At 54.1% G+C, this 22,204-nt stretch carries 19 protein-coding genes; 13 read left to right on the top strand and 6 right to left on the bottom strand.

The annotated features are described in order from the left end of the window. Nucleotides 1-36 precede the first annotated feature (36 nt). From parE to EHN07_RS01270, 7 genes are all read left to right on the top strand, one after another. The gene (gene parE, locus EHN07_RS01300) at nucleotides 37-1,932 is read left to right on the top strand and encodes a DNA topoisomerase IV subunit B (protein ID WP_124022414.1); all 1,896 of its coding nucleotides are present in this window, start codon (nucleotides 37-39) and stop codon (nucleotides 1,930-1,932) included. Between the two features lie 186 nt (nucleotides 1,933-2,118). Next, entirely contained in the window at nucleotides 2,119-2,799 is a 681-nt protein-coding gene (locus EHN07_RS01295) for an N-acetylmannosamine-6-phosphate 2-epimerase (protein ID WP_124022413.1), read from the top strand. Between the two features lie 13 nt (nucleotides 2,800-2,812). Then, the gene (nanK, locus tag EHN07_RS01290) at nucleotides 2,813-3,688 is read left to right on the top strand and encodes an N-acetylmannosamine kinase (protein WP_124022412.1); all 876 of its coding nucleotides are present in this window, start codon (nucleotides 2,813-2,815) and stop codon (nucleotides 3,686-3,688) included. Nucleotides 3,689-3,755: 67 nt separating this feature from the next. Further along, entirely contained in the window at nucleotides 3,756-5,237 is a 1,482-nt protein-coding gene (locus tag EHN07_RS01285) for a sodium:solute symporter family protein (protein WP_124022411.1), read from the top strand. Nucleotides 5,238-5,248: 11 nt separating this feature from the next. Further along, nucleotides 5,249-5,713: an N-acetylneuraminate anomerase gene (nanQ, locus tag EHN07_RS01280; RefSeq protein WP_124022410.1), complete on the top strand. Its 465-nt coding sequence runs from the start codon at nucleotides 5,249-5,251 to the stop codon at nucleotides 5,711-5,713. A gap of 177 nt (nucleotides 5,714-5,890) precedes the next feature. Then, nucleotides 5,891-6,772 carry a MurR/RpiR family transcriptional regulator gene (locus EHN07_RS01275; protein ID WP_124022409.1) on the top strand — a complete coding sequence of 294 codons (882 nt, stop codon included), beginning with the start codon at nucleotides 5,891-5,893 and terminating at the stop codon, nucleotides 6,770-6,772. Nucleotides 6,773-6,918: 146 nt separating this feature from the next. After that, complete coding sequence (locus tag EHN07_RS01270; RefSeq protein WP_124022408.1) at nucleotides 6,919-7,809, top strand: dihydrodipicolinate synthase family protein; 891 nt, start codon at nucleotides 6,919-6,921, stop codon at nucleotides 7,807-7,809. Nucleotides 7,810-7,880: 71 nt separating this feature from the next. Here the strand turns inward: EHN07_RS01270 and EHN07_RS01265 are convergent, their stop codons facing one another. Both EHN07_RS01265 and EHN07_RS01260 read right to left on the bottom strand, forming a co-directional pair. Then, the gene (locus EHN07_RS01265) at nucleotides 7,881-8,198 is read right to left on the bottom strand and encodes a putative quinol monooxygenase (protein WP_124022407.1); all 318 of its coding nucleotides are present in this window, start codon (nucleotides 8,196-8,198) and stop codon (nucleotides 7,881-7,883) included. A gap of 37 nt (nucleotides 8,199-8,235) precedes the next feature. Beyond that, nucleotides 8,236-8,817: an NAD(P)H-dependent oxidoreductase gene (locus tag EHN07_RS01260; protein ID WP_124022406.1), complete on the bottom strand. Its 582-nt coding sequence runs from the start codon at nucleotides 8,815-8,817 to the stop codon at nucleotides 8,236-8,238. A 353-nt stretch (nucleotides 8,818-9,170) separates the two neighbouring features. On the opposite strand from EHN07_RS01260, the gene EHN07_RS01255 reads away from it, so the two are divergent. From EHN07_RS01255 to EHN07_RS01235, 5 genes are all read left to right on the top strand, one after another. Then, on the top strand, nucleotides 9,171-9,578 hold the full coding sequence (locus EHN07_RS01255) for a YgiW/YdeI family stress tolerance OB fold protein (protein WP_124022405.1): 408 nt from the start codon (nucleotides 9,171-9,173) through the stop codon (nucleotides 9,576-9,578). Nucleotides 9,579-9,805: 227 nt separating this feature from the next. Beyond that, complete coding sequence (gene parC / locus EHN07_RS01250) at nucleotides 9,806-12,076, top strand: DNA topoisomerase IV subunit A (protein WP_124022404.1); 2,271 nt, start codon at nucleotides 9,806-9,808, stop codon at nucleotides 12,074-12,076. Nucleotides 12,077-12,166: 90 nt separating this feature from the next. Next, nucleotides 12,167-12,922, top strand: coding sequence for a 1-acylglycerol-3-phosphate O-acyltransferase (locus EHN07_RS01245; protein ID WP_124022403.1), 756 nt, complete (start codon nucleotides 12,167-12,169; stop codon nucleotides 12,920-12,922). Between the two features lie 63 nt (nucleotides 12,923-12,985). Next, nucleotides 12,986-14,398 carry a cell division protein FtsP gene (gene ftsP, locus EHN07_RS01240; RefSeq protein ID WP_124022402.1) on the top strand — a complete coding sequence of 471 codons (1,413 nt, stop codon included), beginning with the start codon at nucleotides 12,986-12,988 and terminating at the stop codon, nucleotides 14,396-14,398. A 156-nt stretch (nucleotides 14,399-14,554) separates the two neighbouring features. Continuing rightward, on the top strand, nucleotides 14,555-16,789 hold the full coding sequence (locus EHN07_RS01235) for a YgiQ family radical SAM protein (RefSeq protein ID WP_124022401.1): 2,235 nt from the start codon (nucleotides 14,555-14,557) through the stop codon (nucleotides 16,787-16,789). A 62-nt stretch (nucleotides 16,790-16,851) separates the two neighbouring features. On the opposite strand, the gene dkgA is transcribed toward EHN07_RS01235, so the two are convergent. Together dkgA and yqhD are read right to left on the bottom strand one after the other, a co-directional pair. Beyond that, a complete protein-coding gene (dkgA, locus tag EHN07_RS01230) occupies nucleotides 16,852-17,679 on the bottom strand; it encodes a 2,5-didehydrogluconate reductase DkgA (protein ID WP_124022400.1) in 828 nt (275 codons plus the stop codon). A 102-nt stretch (nucleotides 17,680-17,781) separates the two neighbouring features. Continuing rightward, on the bottom strand, nucleotides 17,782-18,945 hold the full coding sequence (gene yqhD / locus EHN07_RS01225; protein WP_124022399.1) for an alcohol dehydrogenase: 1,164 nt from the start codon (nucleotides 18,943-18,945) through the stop codon (nucleotides 17,782-17,784). A 191-nt stretch (nucleotides 18,946-19,136) separates the two neighbouring features. Between yqhD and EHN07_RS01220 the strand changes: the two genes are divergently transcribed. After that, nucleotides 19,137-20,027 carry an AraC family transcriptional regulator gene (locus EHN07_RS01220; RefSeq protein ID WP_124022398.1) on the top strand — a complete coding sequence of 297 codons (891 nt, stop codon included), beginning with the start codon at nucleotides 19,137-19,139 and terminating at the stop codon, nucleotides 20,025-20,027. Nucleotides 20,028-20,076: 49 nt separating this feature from the next. Here EHN07_RS01220 and EHN07_RS01215 read toward each other — a convergent pair whose 3' ends face one another. Then, nucleotides 20,077-20,736: a DedA family protein gene (locus EHN07_RS01215; protein WP_124022397.1), complete on the bottom strand. Its 660-nt coding sequence runs from the start codon at nucleotides 20,734-20,736 to the stop codon at nucleotides 20,077-20,079. 180 nt (nucleotides 20,737-20,916) lie between these two features. Then, nucleotides 20,917-22,107: a cystathionine beta-lyase gene (gene metC, locus EHN07_RS01210; RefSeq protein ID WP_124022396.1), complete on the bottom strand. Its 1,191-nt coding sequence runs from the start codon at nucleotides 22,105-22,107 to the stop codon at nucleotides 20,917-20,919. Between the last annotated feature and the right edge of the window lie 97 nt (nucleotides 22,108-22,204).

Raw genomic sequence — 22,204 nt, 5'->3', positions numbered from 1 at the left:
GTCGGATTCCTGTTTCGCTATCTGAACGAATAAACCATGACGCAATCCAGTTATAACGCCGATGCCATTGAGGTACTCACCGGGCTTGAGCCTGTTCGCCGCCGCCCCGGGATGTACACCGACACCACCCGTCCAAACCATCTGGGCCAGGAAGTCATTGATAACAGCGTGGATGAAGCGCTGGCAGGCCATGCGAAGCGTGTTGATGTTATTCTCCATGCCGATCAGTCATTAGAAGTTATCGATGACGGACGCGGTATGCCGGTTGATATCCACCCGGAAGAGGGCGTGCCGGCTGTCGAACTGATTCTTTGCCGCCTGCACGCGGGCGGTAAATTCTCCAATAAAAACTACCAGTTCTCCGGCGGCTTACACGGCGTGGGGATTTCGGTGGTGAACGCCTTGTCCAGACGCGTTGAAGTCACCGTGCGCCGTGACGCGCAGGTTTACAGCATCGCGTTTGAAAATGGCGATAAAGTCCAGGAGCTGGCGGTGGTCGGGACCTGCGGTAAACGCAACACCGGCACCAGCGTTCACTTCTGGCCGGACGCCTCTTTCTTCGATAGTCCTCGTTTTTCGGTTTCCCGTTTAAGCCATTTGCTGAAAGCCAAAGCGGTGCTTTGCCCGGGCGTGGAAATCACCTTTACCGACAAAGTCAACAATACCGAACAGCGCTGGTGCTACCAGGACGGCCTGAAAGATTATCTGTGCGAAGCGGTAAACGGCCTGCCGACGCTGCCGGAATCGCCATTTGTCGGCAACTTTGCCGGTGACGTGGAACAGGTTGACTGGGCGCTGCTGTGGCTGCCGGAAGGCGGCGAGCTGCTGACGGAAAGCTACGTTAACCTGATCCCCACTATGCAGGGCGGTACGCACGTCAACGGTTTGCGCCAGGGTCTGCTTGATGCGATGCGCGAGTTTTGCGAATACCGCAATATTCTGCCGCGTGGCGTGAAACTCTCTGCGGAAGATATCTGGGAGCGCTGTGCTTACGTGCTGTCGGTGAAAATGCAGGATCCGCAGTTTGCCGGGCAAACGAAAGAACGTCTGTCATCGCGCCAGTGTGCAGCGTTCGTTTCCGGCGTAGTGAAAGATGCCTTCAGCCTGTGGCTGAACCAGAATATCCAGATTGCGGAACAGCTTGCAGAACTGGCAATTTCCAGCGCTCAGCGCCGTATGCGTGCCGCCAAAAAAGTGGTGCGTAAAAAGCTGACCAGCGGCCCGGCGCTGCCTGGCAAACTGGCCGACTGCTCGGCACAGGATTTGAGCCGTACCGAACTCTTCCTGGTGGAAGGGGATTCCGCAGGCGGCTCGGCGAAACAGGCTCGCGATCGTGAATATCAGGCGATCATGCCGCTGAAAGGCAAGATCCTCAACACCTGGGAAGTCTCCTCCGACGAGGTGCTGGCATCACAAGAAGTGCACGATATTTCCGTGGCGATCGGTATCGATCCCGATAGTGAAGACCTGAGCCAGCTGCGCTACGGCAAGATCTGTATCCTTGCGGATGCGGACTCTGACGGTCTGCACATTGCCACGCTGCTGTGCGCGCTGTTCGTGCGCCACTTCCGAACCCTGGTACGCAATGGCCACGTCTACGTTGCGATGCCGCCGCTGTATCGTATCGACCTCGGTAAAGAGGTTTATTACGCGCTGGATGAAGAAGAAAAAGCGGGCGTGCTTGAGCAGCTTAAACGTAAGAAAGGGAAACCGAACGTGCAGCGCTTTAAAGGGCTGGGCGAGATGAACCCGCTGCAATTACGCGAAACCACGCTTGATCCCAATACGCGTCGCCTGGTGCAGCTCACCATCGACGAAGAAGACAACGACAAAACCATGGCGATGATGGATATGTTGCTGGCGAAAAAACGTTCCGAAGATCGCCGTAACTGGCTACAGGATAAAGGCGATATGGCGGATATCGAGGTCTGATTTCGCCCCCTTAAACCAGGAACACCGGCTCACAGCCGCTGTTTCTGGTTGCTCTCCCGCAATGTGCTCTCTCCCTTGCGTATGACCCCCTTCACACTTTTCCCGTTTGCAGCTTGAAATAGTAATACTCCATCCGCTATTCTTTTTTGGAGTTAAACTTCATTAAGAGTTGCAAGGCGGAGCAGAATGTCACTACTAGCAAAATTAGAACAGAGCGTGCGCGAGTACGGCGGGCTTATCGTCTCCTGCCAGCCGGTACCCGGTAGCCCCATGGACAGGCCCGAGATCGTGGCGGCAATGGCCCAGGCCGCCGTCTCTGCCGGAGCGGTTGCCGTGCGCATTGAGGGCATTGCTAACCTCGAAGCGACGCGTCCTCTGATTTCGGTACCTGTTATCGGCATTATGAAACGCGATCTGGAACATTCCGCGGTACGCATCACTCCGTTTTTGCATGATGTTGATGCCCTTGCGCAAGCGGGGGCCGACATTATTGCATTTGACGCCACCTTCCGTCCGCGCCCGGTTGCTATCGATGAGCTGATTGCGCGAATTCACCACCACGGCTTACTGGCGATGGCAGACAGCTCAACGGTGGAAGAGGGTCTGAACTGCCAGCATAAAGGTGTTGAATTTATCGGCACCACCATGTCGGGCTACACCACGGCGCTTACGCCAGCAGAGCCGGATCTGTTAATGGTGTCGGAGCTAAGCCGCGCGGGCTGCCGGGTTATTGCCGAGGGGCGCTATAACTCGCCAGAACTGGCCGCGCAGGCTATCGATCGTGGCGCATGGGCGGTGACCGTTGGGTCAGCCATCACCCGCATCGAGCATATTTGCCAGTGGTTCAGCGATGCCGTTAAACGCTAGGCCGGAGAACATCATGCACACACTCGCTATAGATATCGGCGGCACCAAGCTGGCCGCGGCGCTAGTCAACAATCAGCATCAAATCTCGCAGCGTATGGAGCTCCCGACTCCCGCGGGTGCCGAGCCAGAAGCGCTGCGGCAGGCGCTAGCGCAGCTGGTTGAGGCCTATCAGGGCAAAGCGCAACGGGTGGCGATTGCCTCTACCGGCATTATTGATAACGGTATTCTTACCGCGCTCAATCCCGATAACCTTGGCGGCCTTAACCATTTTCCGCTGCAGGCTACGGTTGCAAAACTTACGGGCCTGCCGTGCGTGGTTCTCAACGATGCGCAGGCTGCCGCATGGGCCGAATATTGCCATCTGTCGGCGCAGTTTAAGCACGTGACCTTTATTACTGTTTCCACCGGCGTCGGTGGCGGTATCGTCATCAACGGCGAGTTGTTAACCGGTCCCCACGCTTTTGCCGGCCATATCGGGCACACCCAGGCCGATGCGAACGGGCCGCGCTGCGGCTGCGGGCGAGTAGGTTGCGTTGAGGCGATTGCCTCAGGCCGAGCCATTGCCGCAGGGGCATCGCAAGAATTAGAAGGGAAAAATGCCCGCGAAATTTTTGCTCAGGCCCGGGCTGGAAACCAGCAGGCACAGCGGTTAGTCGCCCGCTCAGCGCAGGCGATTGGCGAGCTTATCGCCAATCTTAAAGCTCTGCTGGATACCGAATGCATTGTGCTGGGTGGCAGCGTCGGGCTTGCCCCAGATTACCGTCAGCAGGTTGAGCGACAGCTCGCAATCCTGCCAGCGGCGTTTCACGTCCCCGTGTATTCCGCTTATCACCAGCACGATGCGGGATTAATCGGGGCCGCTCTCTGGGCGGAACATCACGCAGTCTGATCGTTGATAAAATTTAAAAATCAGACAATGACCTCATCCCTATGACAACCATAAGCAGGAAAGTGCCATCATGACCCACTCTTTCGGCATCTTTAACTACGCAGTTCTTTTCGGCTATTTACTGGCTATGATGCTAGTCGGTGTTTACTTCTCAAAGCGGCAGAAAACGGCGGATGATTATTTCCGTGGCGGCGGGCGGATACCCGGCTGGGCTGCGGGCGTCAGCGTATTTGCCACCACGCTGAGTTCGATTACGTTTATGTCGATCCCGGCTAAAGCCTTTACCTCAGACTGGACGTTTATTCTCGGCCAGTATCTGGCGATAGCGATTTTGCCGCTGGTTTTTTACTTCTATATTCCCTTTTTCCGTAAGCTAAAAGTGACTTCCGCTTACGAGTATCTGGAAGCGCGGTTTGATGTGCGCAGCCGCCTGTTTGCCAGCGTCTCATTTATGATGTTTCACATTGGCCGCATCGCCATTATTACCTTCTTAACCGTACTGGCGCTGCGCCCGTTTATCGGCATTGATCCTGTGGTTCTGGTGCTGCTGATTAGCGTGATGTGCATTATTTATACCTGGATGGGCGGTATTGAAGGGGTTATCTGGACTGACGTGATTCAGGGGCTGCTGCTGTCAGGCAGTGCGGTGCTGATTTTTGTGGTGATCTGCTTCAAAGTGCAGGGCGGCGTGGGGGAGATCTTCACGGTCACCCAGCAGGCCGATAAATTCTTCCCGGCCGCGCAGTTCCGCTGGAGCTGGACGGAAAGTACCGTTCCGGTGCTGATGATTGGCTTCCTTTTTGCCAATATTCAACAGTTTACGGCAAGCCAGGACGTGGTGCAGCGCTATATTGTCACCGACTCCATTGAAGAGACGAAGAAGACCCTGCTGACCAACGCCAAACTGGTCGCCATCATTCCGATCTTCTTCTTTGCTATCGGTTCCGCGCTGTTTGTTTACTATCAGCAAAATCCGACCTTGTTACCGGCGGGCTTTAACATCGGCGGCATTTTACCGCTGTTCGTGGTGACAGAAATGCCCGCAGGCATTGCAGGTTTGATTATCGCCGCGATTTTTGCCGCCGCGCAGTCCAGCATTTCAAGCAGCCTGAACAGTATCTCCAGCTGCTTTAACTCCGATATTTACCAGCGGTTAAGCCGCCAAAAAAGAACGCCGGAAAACAGCATGCGCATGGCTAAACTGGTCATTCTGGTGGCGGGTATTTTCAGCAGCGCTGCGACCGTGTGGCTGGTGATGGCCGATGAGTCAGAAATCTGGGATGCGTTTAACAGCCTGATTGGCTTGATGGGCGGGCCAATGACCGGTCTGTTTATGCTGGGTATTTTCTGCAAACGCGCTAATGCGGGCAGTGCGGCGCTGGGCATCGTGGTCAGTATTGTGGCGGTGTTAGCCGCGCGCTACGCCACGGACCTGAACTTCTTCTTCTACGGCGTGATTGGCTCGTTGAGCGTGGTGATCAGCGGCGTGATTTTCGCACCGTTATTTGCTTCAGCACCGCCGCTGACGCTTGATAACTCAGCTGAATAAAAGGTGACATCATGATTTTAGGGAAAGTGACAGAACTCGGCGCGCAGAGCGGTATCGCTCCTCAGCTGCTGGCTATCATCAAACAGGCGCTGGCGCTTGAGCCGGAAACATTAGCGGCGGGCCGTCATGAGATAGACGGTGACAAAATCTTTATGAATGTCATGACCTTTGATACCGCACTGCCAGAGAGTAAGCGTTACGAGCAACACCGTGAATATCTCGATGTTCAGGTATTACTCAGCGGCAGAGAGCGTATCGATTTTGGCCCAGCAGGGGCGGCGCTGGAGCCCGATGCCTATCACGAAGAGGATGATTATCTGCTTTGTGATGCGGTCGCGCCTTGCCAGACATTACATATGCAGCCGGGAATGTTCGCGATTTTCCTTCCAGGCGAGCCGCACAAGCCTGGCTGTATTAGTGAGACGGCGCAGGCAATCAGCAAAGTGGTGATTAAAGTTCATTATCGCTGTCTGTGAGGTTTGCGTTAAAACGCCATAATAATATCCAGACCAACCTGTTTTTCTTTGACCACGCGATCTGGCATACCCCCTATGCTGAGATCGCGCTTTTTTTACCGCCATAGACTTGCTACGCTTTGCCCCATTCGATATTGCTGACTTTTCGCCATCTTACGCACTCAACGGCAGGAAATTATGGAGCCTCAAGCCCTACGCCTTAAACCCGGAAAAATCCTCGATACGCTTGGCGCGATGCAAAATAGCCTGACGCGTGTTTCACAGCGTATTGCGCACTTTATTTTGAGCGCTCCACAGCAGGTGACTCAGTTATCTATCGCTGAGCTGTCGCGTGAGACGCAGGCTGGTGAAGCCACCGTTATTCGTTTCTGCCGCACCCTTGGCTACAAAGGCTTTCAGGATTTCAAAATGGATCTGGCGATTGAGCTAGCCACCACGGAATCTGATAACAGCAGCCCGTTGCTGGATGCGGAAATCAGCGAGCAGGACGATGCGCATACCATCGGTTTAAAGCTGCAAAGCACCATTCACAACGTGTTGTCTGAAACCCTGAACCTACTGGATATGAAGCAGGTGACTCAGGTGGTCAGCGCGTTGCGCGCCAGCCACTCGGTGTACATCTTTGGCGTCGGCTCTTCGGGTATCACGGCGGAAGATATGAAGCATAAGCTGATGCGGATTGGTCTGCGGGTTGATGCGGTCACCAATAATCACTTTATGTATATGCAGGCTACCTTGCTCAAAGCGGGCGATGTGGCGATAGCAATCAGCCATACCGGGACTTCTCCTGAAACCGTCCATGCCCTCAAGCTTGCCAGACAGGCAGGGGCGACGACCGTGGCGCTAACCCATAATTTAGGCTCGCCGCTGATTGAAGCTGCTGATTTCAGCCTGATCAACGGCAACCGTCAGGGCATGCTGCAGGGGGACTCGATTGGTACCAAAACGGCTCAGCTCTTCGTGCTGGACTTACTTTATACCTTGCTGGTGCAGGCCGACCCGGAGCAGGCCCGCGAAAGCAAGCTGCGCACCATGGACGCGCTGAATACGGCAAAGTAGCTGCGCAATCGCGGCATCGATCACAGTTCAACGCATTAAGCCCCGTTAGCTGCGCCGTGATGGTTGCAACGCTCCATTTGCAGCCTTAATATAGAGTTAAACTTCATTATCACAAATCATTAGAAGTAAAACTCCAAGAGGCTTGCATGGAAAAGTTAACTGGCTTAATCGCCGCACCGCATACCCCGTTTAGCGCGGATGGCAGCGTCAATTACCCCGTTATTGACCAGATTGCCGCACATCTGATCGAACAGGGGGTAAAAGGTGCCTATGTTCTGGGGACGACCGGTGAAGGCATTCATTGTTCTGTTGATGAGCGTAAAAAAATTGCCGAACGTTGGGTGCAAGCAAGCGCGGGGAAATTGAGCATCACGCTGCATACCGGCGCATTAAGTATTGCGGACTCCCTTGAGCTTAGCCGCCATGCCGAAACGCTGGATATTTTTGCCACCTCGGTGATTGGCCCTTGCTTCTTCAAACCTGGCAACATTGACGATCTGGTGGAGTATTGCCGCATCAACGCCGCCGCCGCGCCGTCTAAAGGTTTCTACTATTACCATTCCGGGATGTCGGGTGTGAACCTCGACATGGAGCAGTTCCTGCTCGCCGCTGCAGACCGCATACCAAACCTTACGGGGATGAAATTCAACTCCAGCGACATGTACGAATATCAACGCTGCGTGCGCGTCAATAATGGCCAGTTCGATATTCCGTTTGGTGTCGATGAGTTTTTACCCGCAGGCCTGGCCTGTGGCGCCGTGGGCGCGGTTGGCAGCACCTATAACTACGCAGCACCGCTCTATCACCGCCTGATTGCTAGCTTTAATAACGGCGATCGGCAAGACGTGGCGGCGTGTATGGATAAAGTTATCGCCATTATTCGCGTGCTGGTTCAGTACGGTGGTGTGGCTGCCGGTAAAGTGGCGATGAAACTTCACGGTATTGATGTTGGCGACCCGCGCCGCCCGCTGCGCCCAATGACCGAGCCGCAGAAACAAGATGCGCTGCAGGCCTTCCGCAAGGCTGATTTCCTGTAATTCTATGTTATAGCGCTAAAAAAGGGAGCGGGTGTTAACGCCGCTCCCTCTTGTGTCTTCTGGTATACGGATTACTTAATTGCATCTTCCAGAATACGGATATGAATATCCAGCACGTCGTCTTTAACCGCGGCGCTGTGCTCTTTCATATGCTGCGTTTGCAGATGGGCTTCGAGATGGGCCACGCTCTCCCATTTTTCCACCATAAACACCGAGTCCGGAGCCGTGGTCTGGAACGCCACCTGCGCATGATGATCGACAAGCGGCGCATAGCCGTAGCAGCCTTCTTCTTCGAGGACGGTCGGAATAATTTTGGCGAAAGCGTCCAATACCGCCTGACGATGATGAACGCCCGGGCGGGTACGTATTTCAGCTATGACTGTAAGCATGATGAGCTCCTTATTTAAGCTTTAAGCACCGCAACAGTTAAGCAAAAATCTGGCCCAGATGCTCGCGGTATTGAGCGATAAAACGCGGAACATCAGGAGCTTTCATCACATCGTTGGCGATAAAAGTCGGCAGGCCTTCCATCCCCAGGAACTGGTTGGCTTTATGGAAGGGCAGATAAACACCGTCAACCCCGACGCCGTGGAAGAACTGTTCTTTATCTTCAAAGGCTTGTAGTGGCGCATTCCAGGTCAGTGAGAGCATATAGGTTTTGCCCTGAATCAGGCCGCCGGAGCCATATTTTTTCTCTGCGTCAGAACGCGTGCGACCATCGCTGGCATACAGGGAACCATGACCTTCGGTAAACACATCATCAATGTATTTTTTCATGGTCCACGGCGCGCCCATCCACCAGCCCGGCATTTGATAAATGACCGTATCGGCCCACAGGTATTTTGCGACTTCTTCTTTTACGTCGTACTCGCTATCGGTGCGGGTAACCTGAACATCATGCCCGAGGTCGCGCAAAAAGCTTTCCGCGACGTCGGTCAGGGTGTCGTTAAGCTGGCCGTTAGAGTGGGCGAATTTTTTCGCGCCGTTGATAATCAGAATGTTGCTCATGGTTAGTCCTTAAATTATTGCGTCTGGCGCGCAGTCTACCGTGATAGATCTCACGTTTAAATGCGGAAAACCGCCAAAGACTTTTGCTGTAAACGCAATAATACGCCGTGCCGAGCGCGATAAGTCAGGTTTTTTGCCGTCGCCGCCATCATTGCGTAGTATGATTGTTGTTCTTTATTGACCCTTGCCGGTCAGTCAGTAAGCTTTACCACTGCCTGTTTTAGAAAAAATCGTCGAGGGTAAACGGCAAAAGATAACCGGGTAATCAATGTGTCAACGGGTTGAAAAATCGACATCGCGTGAAGCTTTACCGGGTTAAACAGGCTTTAATCGTTCACCACGGAGAATTAATCATGAAAAAAGTAGCCGCTATTCTGACTATCCTGGCCATCTCCTCCGCACCTGCACTGGCGGCAAAACAGGGGGGCTTCTCCGATCCCAACGCTCCAGCCGCCCAGACGCAGAACGCGCAGCCTGCTGGCGGTTTCGTGGGCCCAAGCGGTAGCAATACCACCGCCGAGAAGGCTAAATCCCTCTCTGATGACACCTGGGTGACGCTGCGCGGCAAGATTGAATCACGCATCGGCGGCGATCATTACATCTTCCGTGATTCCTCCGGCACGATTAATGTCGATATCGACGCTAAACGCTGGAATGGCCAGACCATCACCCCGCAGGATAATGTTGAAATCCAGGGGGAGGTGGATAAGGACTGGAACTCGGTCGAAATCGATGTGAAACAAATTACTAAAGTTAAATAAATCACCCCGTGAGCCGCTAACAGCGGCTCATTTGTCGGATGATACTGGCGCTGATTCAACCGACGAAAAGTTTTGTCATCTGTCCCAAATCGCGGCTCGTTTCTTGTCGCCTCCCTTCGCTTAAAGATGCGCCTCCTCTGTGACGAAAGAGCTATATAAGGTACTATCGGCGGCAATTACGCCGTTTGTGGCCACATTCGGCTCGTCAGTTTGAGGATGAATAATTAATGAGTGAGTTAACTCATGATGGTGCAGAGCGCCTTGCGCTGCACGAATTCACGGAAAATGCGTATCTCAACTATTCCATGTACGTCATTATGGACCGCGCTCTGCCGTTCATTGGCGATGGTTTAAAGCCCGTCCAGCGTCGTATCGTCTATGCGATGTCGGAGCTGGGATTAAGCAACAGCGCTAAATTCAAAAAGTCTGCCCGTACCGTCGGCGACGTGCTGGGTAAATACCATCCGCACGGCGACAGCGCCTGCTATGAAGCGATGGTCTTGATGGCGCAGCCGTTCTCCTACCGTTACCCGCTGGTTGATGGCCAGGGCAACTGGGGGGCGCCGGACGATCCGAAATCCTTTGCTGCGATGCGTTATACCGAATCGCGCCTGTCAAAATATGCGGAAGTGTTGCTGGGTGAATTAGGGCAAGGGACGGTCGATTATGTGCCGAACTTTGACGGCACCATGCAGGAGCCTTCACGACTGCCCGCGCGCCTGCCAAATATTCTGCTCAACGGCACCACCGGCATAGCCGTGGGTATGGCGACCGATATCCCTCCGCACAACCTGCGTGAAGTGGCGCAGGCGGCAATCACCCTGATTGACCAGCCGAAAACCACTCTCGATGAGTTGCTGGATATCGTTCAGGGCCCGGATTACCCAACGGAAGCCGAAATCATTACCCCGCGTAATGAGATTCGTAAAATTTACCAGAGCGGACGTGGCTCCGTGCGTATGCGCGCCGTATGGAAAAAAGAAGATGGCGATGTGGTCATCACCGCGCTGCCGCATCAGGTTTCCGGCGCGCGCGTGCTTGAGCAAATCGCCAGCCAGATGCGGGCGAAAAAGCTGCCGATGGTTGAAGACCTGCGCGACGAGTCGAATCACGAAAACCCGACGCGGCTGGTGATTGTTCCACGCTCTAACCGTATCGACGTCGAGCAGGTAATGAACCACCTGTTTGCCACCACCGATCTTGAGAAAAGCTACCGTATTAACCTCAATATGATTGGCCTGGATAACCGTCCGTCGGTGAAAAACCTGCTGGAAATTCTGACCGAGTGGCTGGTTTATCGCCGCGAAACGGTGCGCCGCCGCCTGAGCTACCGCCTGGAGAAAGTGCTTAAACGCCTGCATATCCTCGAAGGTTTGCTGGTGGCGTTCCTTAATATCGACGAAGTAATTCATATCATTCGTAGCGAGGATGAGCCGAAACCGGTACTGATGTCGCGCTTTGAGCTAAGCGAAACTCAGGCGGAATCTATTCTCGAGCTGAAATTGCGCCACCTCGCAAAACTTGAAGAGGTGAAGATTCGCGGCGAACAGAGCGAGCTGGAAAAAGAGCGTGACCAGTTGCAGGGCACTCTGGCGTCTGAACGCAAAATGAATACCTTGCTGAAGAAAGAATTACAGGCTGATTCAGACGCTTATGGCGATGACCGCCGTTCGCCGTTGCGTGAACGTGGCGAAGCGAAAGCCATGAGCGAACATGATATGACGCCGTCTGAACCCGTCACCATTGTGCTGTCGCAAATGGGCTGGGTACGCAGCGCCAAAGGTCACGATATCGACGCCCAGGGTTTGAACTACAAGGCGGGCGACAGCTTCCTCGGTAGTGCGAAAGGTAAGAGCAACCAGCCCGTGGCGTTTATCGACTCCACCGGGCGCAGCTATGCGCTTGATCCTATTACGCTACCTTCGGCGCGTGGCCAGGGTGAACCGTTAACCGGTAAGCTGACGCCGCCACCGGGAGCCGTGGTTGAACATGTCCTGATGGCGCCAGACGAGCAGAAACTGCTGATGGCGTCCGATGCCGGCTACGGTTTTGTCTGTACCTTTAGTGACTTAGTGGCGCGTAACCGCGCCGGTAAGACACTGATTTCACTGCCGGAAAATGCCAAAGTGATGCCACCGATGGAGATCTCAAGCGTCGATGACATGCTGCTGGCTATTACCGCCGCGGGCCGCATGCTGATGTTCCCGGTGGGGGATTTACCGCAGCTTTCGAAGGGGAAAGGGAATAAAATCATCTCCATTCCTGCTGCTGAAGCGGCAAAAGGCGAAGATAAACTGGCTCATCTGTTTGTCCTGCCGCCACAAAGCACCGTTACTCTGCACGTCGGCAAGCGCAAAATTAAGCTGCGCCCGGAGGAGTTGCAGAAAATAACCGGCGAGCGCGGCCGTCGCGGAACCCTGATGCGAGGCCTGCAACGCATCGATCGCGTTGAGGTTGACTCTCCGCTGCGCCCGGGAGCCGGTGACAGCGAAGAGTGATCGGAAACTGGCGGCCTGAAAGCCGCCGGTTCGGTGTTTTTACCCTGAAGCAAGTCATACTTGTCAGCGATTTTGGCTTTTGAGGTTGTTATGCTATCCATCGTACGTTTTATCATCGTTATCATTTATTGCCTGCTGGTGTGCATTTTGGGCTGTATTTATTGCCTGTTTAGCCCGCGTAACCCACGCCATGTGGCGACCTTTGGTCATCTGTTTGGTCGTCTGGCGCCCGTTTTTGGTTTGAAAGTAGAAACGCGTTTACCGGCCGGGGCTGAACATCACCCGACGGCTATCTATATCGGCAACCATCAGAATAATTTCGATATGGTGACGGCGGCGAGTATTGTGCAGCCGCCGACGGTCACCGTCGGGAAAAAAAGCCTGCTGTGGATCCCATTTTTTGGCCAACTCTACTGGCTCACCGGGAATATGCTTATCGACCGCGATAATCGCTCAAAAGCTCATAGCACTATCTCCCAGGTTGTGGCGCAGATTCAGAAACGGAAAGTCTCGGTCTGGATGTTCCCGGAAGGCACGCGCAGCCGTGGGCGCGGCCTGCTGCCGTTTAAAATGGGGGCATTTCATGCCGCCATTGCTGCTGGCGTACCGATTATTCCGGTGTGCGTTTCCAGTACCAGTAATAAAATTAAGCTGAACCGCTGGAATAACGGTTTAGTGATTGTTGAGATGCTGCCGCCTATTGATGTCAGCCAGTACGGCAAAGATCAGGTGCGCAAGCTGGCGACCGATTGCCGTGAAATTATGATGGCAAAAATCGATGAGTTAGATAAAGAAGTTGCGGATCGTGAAGCCTCCGGCCGGGTTGAAAAAAAGCAGGCGAACTGATCGCTTTATTTTGGCGGTGCGTGTTGTACCGCCCCACGTTATTCAGTTTTACATGGAGCAATTATGTCACTCAGTCGGCGTCAGTTTTTACAGGCATCAGGAGCCGCACTTTGTGCCGGCTCGGTGCCACTGAGGGCAAACGCAGCGGGGCTGCAACAACCTTTACCCGTTCCCCCTTTACTGGAATCCCGTCGTGGGCAACCTTTGTTCCTGACCCTGCAACGGGCGCACTGGTCATTTACCGGCGGCGTGAAGGCACCGGTCTGGGGTTTGAACGGACGTTATCTTGGGCCGACCATTCGCGTATGGAGCGGCGACGACGTGAAAATGATTTACAGCAATCGTCTGCAGGAAAATATTGCGATGACGATTGCCGGTTTGCAGGTCCCCGGTCCGCTGATGGGCGGCGCGGCGCGTATGATGCAGCCAAACGTAGACTGGGCACCGGTGCTGCCGATTCGCCAGCAGGCGGCAACGCTGTGGTATCACGCTAACACCCCAAATCGTACGGCAAAACAGGTCTACGCAGGTCTGGCAGGCATGTGGATTATCGAAGATGAGGTGAGTAAATCACTCCCTATCCCTAACCACTATGGCGTGGATGATTTCCCGGTGATGATTCAGGATAAGCGGCTGGATAACTTTGGCGCGCCTGCCTATGAAGAGCCGGGCAACGGCGGGTTTGTTGGCGATACGCTGCTGGTGAACGGCGTGCAGGGGCCATATGTTGAGGTTTCTCGCGGCTGGGTGCGTTTGCGTTTGCTGAACGCCTCGAACTCGCGGCGCTATTTGCTGCAAATGAGCGATGGCCGTGCGATGCACGTTATCTCCAGCGATCAGGGGTTCCTGACGGCACCGGTTTCCGTGCAGCAGCTCTCACTGGCGCCGGGCGAACGCCGTGAGATCCTGGTGGATATGAGCGATGGCAAGGAAGTGTCGATCACCTGCGGCGAAGCGGCTGGCATTATGGACCGCATCCGCGGCTTCTTTGAACCCTCAAGCATCCTGATCTCCACGCTGGTTCTGACGTTGCGCGCCACCGGGCTGCTGCCTCTGGTGACGGATACCCTGCCAATGCGCCTGCTGCCGGATGAGATTATCAACGGCAACCCGACCCGCAGCCGTGAAATCACCCTGGGCGACGACCCCGGTATTAATGGCCAGTTGTGGGATATGAAACGCATTGATATTCAGACGCAGCAGGGCAGCTGGGAGCGCTGGACCGTGCGTTCTGATATGCCGCAGGCTTTCCATATTGAAGGGGTGAGCTTCCTGATTAAAAACGTCAACGGTGCGGCTCCGTTTGGCGAGGATCGCGGCTGGAAAGATACGGTTTGGGTTGATGGGCAGGTGGAGCTACTGGTCTACTTTGGGCAACCCTCCTGGGAACATTTCCCGTTCCTCTATTCCAGCCAGACGCTGGAAATGGCGGACCGTGGTTCGATTGGGCAATTACTGGTTCAACCCGCGCCGTAAACCACCCTCACTCTAACCCTCTCCTGGGGGAGAGGCCGGGGTGAGGGCCTTGTTTTTTAACATTGTAATTACCCTTCATTTTTGACCCCTGAGCAGCGTATAATCGCCGGCTTTGGTTATTTTTAAATCATTTTTTATCTATTTTTCGGAAGCATTATGAGCTCTGTAAGCTTGATCCAGCCCGATCGCGAACTCTTTTCGTGGCCACAATACTGGGCTGCCTGTTTTGGCCCGGCACCATTTTTACCCATGTCACGCAAGGAAATGGACGAGTTAGGCTGGGACAGCTGTGACATCATTCTGGTTACCGGAGATGCCTACGTTGACCATCCGAGTTTTGGTATGGCGATCTGCGGCCGCATGCTGGAAGCCCAGGGCTTCCGCGTGGGCATCATCGCCCAGCCGGACTGGAATACCAAAGATGACTTCATGCGCCTTGGCAAACCGAATCTGTTTTTCGGCGTGACCGCAGGCAACATGGACTCGATGATCAACCGCTATACCGCGGACCGAAAACTGCGTCACGACGACGCCTACACGCCGGATAACGTGGCGGGTAAACGCCCCGATCGCGCTTCACTTGCCTACACCCAACGTTGTAAAGAAGCCTGGCGCGACGTGCCGGTTATTATCGGCGGCATCGAAGCGAGCTTGCGCCGTACCGCGCATTACGATTACTGGTCTGATACCGTTCGCCGCTCCATTCTGGTGGATGCCAAAGCCGATATGCTGATTTTCGGCAACGGTGAGCGCCCGCTGGTGGAAGTGGCTCATCGCCTGGCGCTGGGGGAGAAGATCGAGGAAATCTGCGATGTGCGCAACACCGCAATGATGCGTAAAGAAGCGATGCCGGGCTGGTCTGGCGTGGACTCTACGCGTCTGGACACCCCTGGCCGCATCGACCCGATTCCCCATCCTTACGGTGAAGATTTGCCGTGTGCGGAAACCGGTAAAACCGATAAACCGCTCAATGAAGCACAGGCCATTGTGGTGAAGCCCGCGCCGATGAAGCCGTGGGAAAAAACCTACGTGCTGCTGCCGTCGTTCGAAAAAGTTAAAAACGACAAAGTGCTGTACGCGCATGCTTCCCGTATTCTGCACCATGAAACCAACCCTGGCTGCGCCCGTGCGCTGATGCAAAAACACGGTGACCGTTACGTCTGGATCAACCCGCCAGCTATTCCGCTCTCAACCGAAGAGATGGACAGCGTGTTTGCTCTGCCTTATAAGCGCGTTCCGCATCCCGCTTATGGCAAAGCGCGAATTCCTGCGTATGAGATGATCCGTTTCTCAGTGAACATCATGCGCGGCTGCTTCGGCGGCTGTTCATTCTGTTCTATTACCGAACATGAAGGCCGCATTATTCAGAGCCGCTCTGAAGATTCAATCATCAGCGAAATTGAAGCGATGCGCGATACGGTTCCCGGTTTTACCGGCGTGGTTTCCGATCTGGGTGGCCCAACCGCCAACATGTACATGCTGCGCTGTAAGTCACCGCGTGCGGAACAAACCTGCCGCCGTTTATCTTGCGTATACCCGGATATTTGCTCGCATATGGATACCAACCATGAGCCGACGATCAACCTGTATCGTCGCGCGCGTGAGATTAAAGGTGTGAAGAAGATCCTTATCGCTTCCGGCGTTCGTTACGATATTGCAGTAGAAGATCCGCGCTATATCAAAGAGCTGGCGACTCACCACGTAGGTGGTTATCTGAAGATTGCTCCGGAGCATACCGAAGAAGGGCCACTTTCTAAGATGATGAAGCCGGGGATGGGCAGCTATCAGCGCTTTAAAGAGCTGTTTGACACCTACTCAAAACAGGCGGGTAAAGAGCAATATCTGATCCCTTACTTTATCTCCGCGCACCCAGGTACGCGTGATGAAGATATGGTGAATTTGGCGCTGTGGCTGAAGAAAAACCGCTTCCGTCTCGATCAGGTGCAGAACTTCTATCCGTCGCCGCTGGCGAACTCGACGACCATGTATTACACCGGTAAAAACCCGCTCGGTAAGATTAGCTACAAGAGCGAAGATGTCGTGGTGCCAAAAGGCGACCGCCAGCGTCGTTTGCAAAAAGCGCTGCTGCGTTACCACGATCCGGCTAACTGGCCGTTAATTCGTGAAGCGCTGGAAGCCATGGGTAAAAAACACCTGATTGGCGGTCGTCGTGAGTGCCTGGTGCCTTCCCCTACGCTTGAAGAGATGCGCGAAGCGCGTCGTCATAACCGTGGCGCACGTCCGGCATTGACCAAACATACGCCCATGGCGCATCAGCGTCGTGCTCCGCAAGCTGGTGCTAAACCTGTTGCTGGCGCGAAGCCTGCGGCAGGGGCAAAACCAGCCGCTAAAACGGCGACTAAGCCAGCAGGCAGGAAGCGTCCGGTATAGTTAATGCCCTCACCCCTAACTCTCTCTTGTGGGAGAGTTAGGGGTGAGGGTTGTTTTAAATCTTAACTGCCAAACACATCCGGGTCTGGTCCCAGGCGCTTGCCGCAATCGAGCTTCGCAATCTCGCCTAGCTCGTCTTTATCAAGACGGAAATCAAACACGTCAAAATTCTCAGCAATACGCGACGGCGTGACGGACTTAGGGATCACCACCAGGCCGCTGTCCAGATGCCAGCGAATCACCACCTGCGCCGGGGTTTTGCCATATTTATCCGCCAGCTCGCGAATAATTTTCTTATCGAACACCCCTTCGCCACCCTGCGCCAGCGGGCTCCAGGATTCGGTCTGAATTTTATGTGTGGCATTCCACGAATGAAGCTGGCGCTGTTGCAGCAGAGGGTGCAGTTCAATCTGATTAATGACCGGCGAGACCCCCGTTTCATCGATTAAACGCTGCAGATGGTTAAGCTGGAAATTACACACGCCGATACTTTTCACCAGCCCCTGCTTTTGCAGTTCGATCATGCCTTTCCAGGCTTCCACATAATGATCTTTGCTCGGCACCGGCCAGTGCATCAGATACAGATCGACATAGTCGAGCTGCAATTTTTCAAGGCTTTCTTCCAGCGCCTGCCGTGGACGCTGCTGATCGTCATTCCAGAGTTTAGTGGTAATAAACAGCTCTTCACGCGGGACCGCGGCCTGTTTTAGCGCGCTGCCCACGCCGTCCTCATTTTTGTACGCGGCTGCGGTATCAATCGAGCGATAGCCGACTTCCAGCGCTTTTTCGATGGCAATCAGAACCTGGTCGTTGCTGGCTTGCCAGACGCCGAGGCCCAACTGCGGCATCACGTTCCCATCCTGGAGCTTGATTATGGTTGGATTGGCCATGCATTCCTCCTTAAGTAGCGATACAACCGGGGCGATGCCCCGGCGTAACAATTGCGTTTAAGTCTGGACCAAATACTCAAAAACGAAAACCAAATGGCTAAATTAGCGTGCTGCTTCGTAAATGCGACGGCTGACGTCCAGCGTAATATCCTGATGTTCGCCCAGCCCGGTCATCCCTTTTTCTTGCAGTTTCACCAGCAGAGCCGGGATAGAGCTGCCGTCAAGGTCGTAGGCTGACAGGCGAGTTGGGACTCCCATTTGTTCGAAGAAATTACGCGTTGCGGCAATGGCCGCATCAATACGTTCTTCTGCAGAACCTTCAGTGATATTCCACACGCGCTCAGCATATTGCAGCAGTTTTCCGCGCTTCTCGTTGCGTTTTTCATTCAGCAAAGCGGGCAGAACCACTGCCAGCGTCTGAGCGTGATCCAGGCCGTGCATCGCCGTCAGCTCGTGGCCCAGCATATGCGTTGCCCAGTCCTGCGGAACGCCTGCGCCAATCAGACCGTTTAACGCCATGGTCGCCGCCCACATCACGTTGGCACGCACGTCATAGTTTTCAGGCTCTTTGAGCGCCACCGGGCCATCTTCCACCAGCGTTAACAGAATGCCTTCGGCAAAGCGGTCCTGTACTTTAGCGTTTACCGGGTAGGTGATGTACTGCTCAACGGTATGAACAAACGCATCAACTACGCCGTTGGCGACCTGGCGTGGCGGCAGGGTATAGGTGTAAACCGGATCAAGCACGGCAAATACTGGCTGCACGTGTTCAGACATAAAGGCCCGTTTGTCGCCGGTTGCGCGGCGGGAAACCACCGCACCTTTGTTTGATTCAGAACCGGTTGCCGGCAGCGTCAGCACAGAACCCATTGGGATGGCGCTTTTCACGTCGTTGCCGTGCGTCAGCAGGATATTCCACGGATCTTGATCCAGCGGATAGCGAGCCGCCGCCGCGATGAATTTAGTGCCATCAAGCACCGAACCGCCGCCAACGGCTAACAGGAAAGTCACTTTCTGCTGGCGCACCACTTCTACTGCTTTCATCAGCGTTTCGTAAGTCGGGTTAGGTTCGATACCGCTGAACTCGAGAATATCCAGCCCTTCGAGCGCGGCGTATACCTGCTCCAGCACGCCGTTTTTCTTCACGCTGCCGCCGCCGTAAGTAATCAGTACGCGGGCGTCAGCGGGGATTTGTGCGCGCAGTTCAGAGATAGCGCCTTTACCAAACAGGATGCGGGTTGGGGTATGTAGGTTGAAGTTGTTCATTTATAGATTCCCGTTATTAATCGTAACAGACAAAATTTCGCGGATTTGATGGCATTCATTGTCAGCCCCGGGACAGGTTCGCTCAATGCTTATTCCTGCCTTTGTCTTGCCTGTTTCTCCTGGGGGCTGGAGAAATAGAAAAATTAGTCGCACACTGTTAACGTCATCAAGGCTTTGTGGAGCGCAGGGGAATGAAGCGGAAAGCGATTTGTCAGCAGTTAACCAGAAAAATTAATTATCTGATACAAAAAGAAAATAATGGACTTAGTTCATTGCCCAACGTCACATTATTGTACGGCACCAAACCCTATGCCCGCACGCCGGTAATGTATGAGCCTGGGATCATTATTCTCTTTTCGGGCCACAAAACGGGTTATCTCAACGATCGCGTGTTTCGCTACGATGCTAACGAATATCTGCTGCTGACGGTGCCGCTGCCGTTTGAATGTGAGACCTTTGCCACGCCTGAGGTGCCGCTGGCTGGCGTGCGGATCAATATTGATATTTTGCAGCTGCAGGATTTGCTGATGGATATCGGCGAGGATGATTTAGCACATCCACAAACCTGTTCCACTGGGATCAATTCCGCCGAGCTTTCTGAAGAGATCCTCTGCGCTGCCGAACGTTTGTTGGACGTGCTGGAGCACCCGCTGGACGCGCGCATTTTAGGTAAACAGATTGTCCGCGAAATTCTCTATCACATTCTGGTGGGGTCATGCGGCGCGGCTTTACTGGCGCTGGTCAGCCGACAGACGCATTTCAGCCTGATAAGCCGCGTGCTCAGACGTATCGAAATGCAGTACACCGAGAACCTTTCCGTAGACCAGCTGGCCGCTGAAGCGAATATGAGCGTTTCGGCGTTTCACCATAATTTTAAGTCGGTCACCAGCACCTCTCCGCTGCAATATCTCAAGAGCTACCGCCTGCATAAGGCACGGATGTTGATTTTACACGATGGGATGAAGGCCAGCGCCGCCGCCATTCGTGTGGGGTATGAAAGCGCTTCCCAGTTTAGCCGCGAGTTTAAGCGCTATTTTGGTGTGACGCCGGGCGAAGATGCGGCGCGTATGCGTGTGATATAGCGGGAATTAGGGAAGGGTGGTTAATTGGCATTAACCACCCAGAGCAGGCTTATGCGGGGCTAAATCTTTTTTTGAGTACCACAAATAGCGCGCCTGCCAGCCCTGCAACCAGCAGCACCATCGGCAGGATCATCAGGCAAGTCATCACCTGATCTTCGTGGCGTTTCACAAATGGGATCATACTCAGGGCATAGCCCAGGCTGCAGACGCTACCGACCCACAGCAGCCCGCTTAACCAGTTAAAGAGCTGGAAACGGCGATTGCTCAGACCGGAAATACCCGCCATGGTCGGTAACAAAGTACGCACAAACGCCAGGAATCGCCCGGCGAGCAGTGCGAATAGGCCGTGGCGGTCAAACATCACCGTTGCCCGTTGGTGATACTGCGGCGGCAGCTGTTCCAGCCAGCTTTTTACCACTCTGGTATTACCTAGCCAGCGGCCTTGCGCGTAGCTCAGCCAGCAGCCCAGGCTTGCCGCTGCGGTTAAAAACAGGATGGTTGGGGCGAAATCCATCACCCCTTTTGCCACTAACGCTCCTGCCAGCAGCAGTAGACTGTCCCCCGGCAAAAACGAGGCGGGCAGTAATCCATTTTCGAGAAACAGCGTCGCAAACATGACGCAATAAACCACGCCAACAACATGAGGGTCCGCGAGTGCAGCAAAATCATGTTGCCAGAGCGCCTGAACGATATTGTGTATAACAGCCATGGCAAATCCTGTGGAACCACTTTATTGAGCAGGCCCGAATCCAGAGCAGTTAGATCGGGCATACTTTAATTTTAGGGGCGTAGTGTAACGCCAAAACACCGGCGACATCTTGATCGCAGGCGCAACAAAACATCCTGAAAGCGTAAAAACTTCCCTTTCAGGCGCCCACATTTGGCAATTTTAGGCTATCCGTTGGAAACCTGCGTCAAGATCGGCAATCAGATCGTCAACATTTTCCAGACCAATATGAACGCGCACTAAAGTCCCGGTGAAGTCTATCCCGCCTGCCGGGCGGATTTTCGCTAGCTCTTCAGGCTGGTTGGCAAGGATAAGCGATTCATAGCCGCCCCAGGAATAGGCCATACTAAAATAGCGGAAATTATCCAGGTAGTGCTGATATTGCTGGTTATTTAACCGTTTTTTTAGCACGAATGAGAATAAGCCGCTGCTCCCTGTAAAGTCGCGTTTCCAGAATTGGTGCCCTTTACTGCCAGGCAGCGCAGGATGGTTTACGCGGGCAACCTGCGGATGTTGCGCCAGCCATTCGGCAATTTTCAAACTGCTTTCATGATGCTGACGCAGGCGCACGCCTAAAGTACGCAAACCTCTGCTGGCCATGTAGGCCGTGTCGGCATCCAGCATCTGCCCCATCAGATAGGAGTTTTCACGCAGCTGATCCCAGCAGCGGGCGTTCGACACTGCCGTACCCACCATCGCATCGGAATGGCCAATCAGATACTTGGTGCCCGCCTGGATGGAGATATCGATACCGAAATCCAGTGCCTTAAACAGAATGCCCGCCGACCAGGTGTTATCAATCATGATAATGGCGTCAGGGGCCACGCTGCGTACTGCCGCAACCATGGCTGGTACGTCATGGACTTCCATGGTGATCGAGCCTGGGGATTCCAGAAAGACGACTCTAGTATTGGGCTGCACGAGTTCGGCAATGCCTGCGCCAACCATCGGGTCAAACCAGGTGGTCGTGACCCCGAGCTTAGCGAGGATTCTGGTACAGAAATCCTGGCTTGGTTCGTAAGCGCTGCCGCTCATCAGCACATTATCGCCTTGCTCAACGAACGCCAGAATCGCGTTGGCTACCGCTGCCGCGCCACAAGGATACAGTGCGCAGCCCGCGCCGCCTTCCAGCTCACACATCGCTTCCTGCAAGGAGAAGTGGGTAAGGGTGCCGCGGCGGCCATAAAATAACTCGCCTTTAGCGCGGTTGGCCGTCGCCTGTTTTTTGGCCTCCACGCTTTCAAAAACTAATGAAGAAGCGCGTTGAATGACGCTGTTAACTGAACCCTGGGTGAATTTTTTATCGCGCCCGGCATTCACCAGCGCCGTTTCAATGTGCTTCTTCGCAGTCATGTTCACTTTACCCTGTTTAACCATCTGGATGTCCAAACTTAACTTATCATCTTTTTGCTGCGTAAGCGCAAGGAATGCATAGACAATTTCGGGCACT

Source organism: Buttiauxella warmboldiae, assembly GCF_003818135.1.
In the GTDB taxonomy this organism is placed as follows: Bacteria; Pseudomonadota; Gammaproteobacteria; order Enterobacterales; family Enterobacteriaceae; genus Buttiauxella; species Buttiauxella warmboldiae.
The sequence above is the reverse complement of the archived record's forward strand: the minus strand, read 5'-3'. Positions and strand labels throughout refer to the sequence as shown.